6 protein-coding genes are annotated in these 3336 nt (G+C 59.6%); 1 reads left to right on the top strand and 5 read right to left on the bottom strand.

Features of this window, described 5'->3' with window-relative positions:
- From MR825_RS01000 to MR825_RS00980, 5 genes are all read right to left on the bottom strand, one after another.
- Window positions 1-396, bottom strand: a 396-nt coding sequence (locus MR825_RS01000; RefSeq protein ID WP_287878165.1) for a recombinase family protein, incomplete at its 3' end; no start/stop codon positions are given.
- Window positions 397-539: 143 nt separating this feature from the next.
- A complete protein-coding gene (locus tag MR825_RS00995; protein ID WP_091132804.1) occupies window positions 540-722 on the bottom strand; it encodes a transposon-encoded TnpW family protein in 183 nt (60 codons plus the stop codon).
- A gap of 134 nt (window positions 723-856) precedes the next feature.
- Window positions 857-1216 carry a cysteine-rich VLP domain-containing protein gene (locus MR825_RS00990; protein WP_091132801.1) on the bottom strand — a complete coding sequence of 120 codons (360 nt, stop codon included), beginning with the start codon at window positions 1214-1216 and terminating at the stop codon, window positions 857-859.
- On the bottom strand, window positions 1206-2765 hold the full coding sequence (locus MR825_RS00985; protein ID WP_091132798.1) for a relaxase/mobilization nuclease domain-containing protein: 1560 nt from the start codon (window positions 2763-2765) through the stop codon (window positions 1206-1208). Before MR825_RS00985 ends, MR825_RS00990 begins: the two co-directional genes overlap by 11 nt.
- Window positions 2737-3135, bottom strand: coding sequence for a plasmid mobilization protein (locus MR825_RS00980; RefSeq protein WP_177187319.1), 399 nt, complete (start codon window positions 3133-3135; stop codon window positions 2737-2739). Before MR825_RS00980 ends, MR825_RS00985 begins: the two co-directional genes overlap by 29 nt.
- Between MR825_RS00980 and MR825_RS00975 the strand changes: the two genes are divergently transcribed.
- The coding region (locus MR825_RS00975; RefSeq protein ID WP_287878158.1) for a hypothetical protein at window positions 3128-3336 on the top strand (209 nt) is incomplete at its 3' end. The two genes, MR825_RS00980 and MR825_RS00975, sit on opposite strands and share 8 nt — an antisense overlap.

The raw sequence follows: 3336 nt of genomic DNA, 5'->3' as shown, positions 1-3336 counted from the left end.
GAAAGGGGTGAAATCATCATCCCCTCTGGCGCTGTCCACGCCGTCATTGATGGCGATAAAGCGGACGCCTTTCTTTGGGAAGGTAATTTCTGTAAATAGGCCCACTTGCAGATAATTCCGTCCCAGGCGTGAGAGGTCTTTCGTCACGACCGTCTTGACCGCGCCGCTCTCCACAGCGTCCATCATCTCGGTGAAGCCGGGCCGCTGGAAGTTGGCTCCGCTCCATCCGTCATCCACGAAAAACTGATAGGGCATCAGGCTATGCTCACGGGCGTAGCTTTCGAGGATGCGCTTTTGATTGGAAATCGAGTTGCTCTCGCCCTGCAATTCATCGTCGCGGCTGAGGCGGCAGTACAAGGCGGTGATGGGGGCTTGCATGGGTTGCTGTCTTAACATCGTTTCCTCCAATCCGACAGCCCCGGCCCCGCTATTCCGATGGCAACAGTATAGCACAGGCCGGGGCGGTTGTATAGTGCTTTTTACTTCCTTACAAGAAAAAGTTTTAAGCTGAGGATTATCGCGGAACTACCGGCAGGAGGTCACGGGCCGGGGCTGATCTGGCAGCGGCTTTCGGCCTCCAGGACTTTCGCCATTTTGTCGGCGGCGGTGTCGGTGGTGTCCTGCTTGAAGTAGCCGGAAACGGTGAGGACGGTGTTGCCCATGCGGATTTCAGTCACGCAGTCCGGGCGGCGGGTGGTGGTCTTGCTGGGGGTGTCGGTCATAGGCGGCTCCTTTCAAATTTTTGTTGTGGACATTTAGAGGGCCATTTTCGAGGCCCGGAATGGTAGTACACAGCTCCCCTATTGAGGACGGCCCAAAAGCCCCGTGATACCGGGCTTTTCAAGGGCCTAAACCGTTACATGGCGGCCCGGTGGCGGCGCACCCGCTCACGGGTCTTGCGGCGTTCTTCCTCCTTGGCGCACTCCGGGCAGTATTTGGCCCGGTTGGATTTTGGGATGTACCAGCCACCGCACAGGACGCACTTTTTTCTTTCCCGGCGGTGGAGCAGGGCGGCGCACAGGCTTTCGTCCAGAGGCAGCACAGCCGCCCGAAACCAGCGGCAGATCAGCGAATAGGAAATGCTCTGCGGGCAGACACATTCCTCCCCATCGTCCAGCAGAAGGCAGTTCCCGCCGTCATAGTTGCAGCAGTCATGCACCAATCGCCGGACGGCCCGGTACTGCGGATAGGTCAGCCGGACGGCGTTATCGGTCATGCTCGTCCCTCCGCTGGCTGGGCGCACCGTGAAGCACCTGGTCGATGTTCCGCTTGACGGTCAGCAGCTCGTCCGCCTCCCGCTTACGCTCCTGATACTCATTGTACCCGGCGTTCTTCTCGGACATCAGGGCCTCGATCTCCGCCGTCAGCTCCTTGACGGTGGGCAGCTTGGTGATGCCGTTGGCCTTGAAGAAACGAATGGTGGCCTCGGAGAGGAGAAGATCACCTTCATGCTCCTGCCGGTAGGCGGCGCGGGCCTTGGGCGTTTTCTGTGCGGCGAGGCCATCCCGGACTGCTTTGGTGTTCCGGTAGATGATGATCTGCCGCCGCAGCTCCTTTTTTTCTTTCAAGGCCAATTCCTTCGGCTTCAAGCTGGCGGCGCTGTCACGCACAGCGGCAAAGGCGGCGGACACGGCGGCGTCCAACTCCTCCGGCGAGGAAAAGCCATACTCGGTATAGACGTTGACCGAGTTTGCTATCTGCTTCAGGTTGAACACGGACGCCCATTGCTGGTAGCCGATGCCCTTGCCCTCGGCTTTCTTGGCCTCAATGTCCACCATGCGCTGGACGCCCTGGGGCTGGCGAAGCTGCTCCCGGATGCTGGGCTTGGCTCCCAGGCTGGGACGGGCGGCGTTGCGTTCCAGAGCGGCACCGACGGCGGCGCGGTCGAAATCGTCCCCCAGCTTCCGGGCGGTGATGGGCTTGGCCCGGTCGGGGGTGAGGTAGGACAACCGGCCCCGGCTCTCCTTGACGGTGATGCCCCGCTGTAACAGCCGCTGGGCAAAGTCCTCGAAGCTGACGGCCAGGTTGAGGACGGCCCGGATCTCCCGGCGCAGCTTCTCCTTGTCCGTTTCAAACTTGGTGGGCGGCTTACCCTGGGCGGCGGCTTCGGTGTCCAGAGCAAGCTGCCCTTTCTTCTGCGCCCAATACTCCCGTTCGGTGACACGGTTTTTGCTCCCGCCCAGCAAGTCGATTTGGTACAGCCCCGCCCCCTGGCACAGCTCCATGACCTCGGCCCGGAAGTGGCGCATGGCTGCGGCGGTGCAGCGGTGCTTGGCTCCGGCCTGGGTGTCGCTGGCTCTGTCCATGTACGGTTTGCGCTCCACCTCGGCCACCCGCAGGGAGTTGATAACGATATGGACATGGATGTTGCCGCTGTGGTTGTGACCGTCCGGGTGGGTGCAGACCAGGGCCTGGTGTCCGGGGAACTGCTCGGCACAGAACCGCTCCCCCAGCGCCTGGGCCTTGTCCATTGTCAGGCCGTGGTCGGGGCCGTCCCTGGGGTCAAAGGACAGGATGTAGTGATGGCTTTTCACGTCCTCCCTCTGCTGGTTTTTTCCATAGCGGAGATTGGCCCGCATACAGGCTACGGCGAAGTCCTCCTCGCCGCAATTCAAAGAAGAAATGCGGTAGTCCTGACGGGGGACAAGCCGCCCGTTCTCGTCCAGGATGGGCTTGCCGGTGAACTCGTCATGCTCAAAGGTGAGGTACTGCTCCGCCACGCCGTAGTCGGCATTTTTAGAGCTTAAATGTTTCAGTGTTGCCAATGGCTTCACCTACCTCTCGAAGCACCTGGAACTTGAGGGCAGCGAGGTCGGACAGCTCCGCCCGAACCTCGGCGGCGAGGGTGTTGTACGGTGCTCCGTACTCGTTCAGATACCGGGCAATCTGATTGAGGTTGCCGCCGATTTTCCCATACTCCCCGGTCAGCCTGCCCACGGCGGCAAGCAGCTCGTCATTGACGGGGGACACGATGATGATGGGCTTGACGGTCGCGCCGGTGATGGCCTGCCGGATAAATTCGGACTGGCTCATGCCGTAGGCGGTCAGGCGCTCCATGAAGTCGGCGTGTTCTTCTTCGGTCACACGGGTCTTGATGATGTGGGTGCGGTGGGGCGTGTTGTAGCGTTTGGACAATAAACTTTTACCTCCTGTTTTGAAATTCCCTTTAGGGTATAGTTCGCCCATTATACACCTTTCAAGTTTTCCATATTCAGTTGTCATGGGCGATGTGTTACGCGATGGAAAAGGGAACATCAGGCTTTGGAAAAACACAATGCACCCAGGTGGTCAAGACCATCTGGGTGCAGAGAATTTTACTGATATTCACTTTTTATA

The sequence above is a fragment of the Lawsonibacter sp. genome (genome assembly GCF_022777125.1).
In the GTDB taxonomy this organism is placed as follows: Bacteria; Bacillota; Clostridia; order Oscillospirales; family Oscillospiraceae; genus Lawsonibacter_A; species Lawsonibacter_A hominis.
The sequence above is the reverse complement of the archived record's forward strand: the minus strand, read 5'-3'. Positions and strand labels throughout refer to the sequence as shown.

What these genes read in the sequence shown, in the direction of transcription:
- MR825_RS00995 (WP_091132804.1), bottom strand. Translation starts at nt 722, where the DNA reads ATGACCGACACCCCCAGCAAGACCACCACCCGCCGCCCGGACTGCGTG.
- MR825_RS00990 (WP_091132801.1), bottom strand. Translation starts at nt 1,216, where the DNA reads ATGACCGATAACGCCGTCCGGCTGACCTATCCGCAGTACCGGGCCGTC.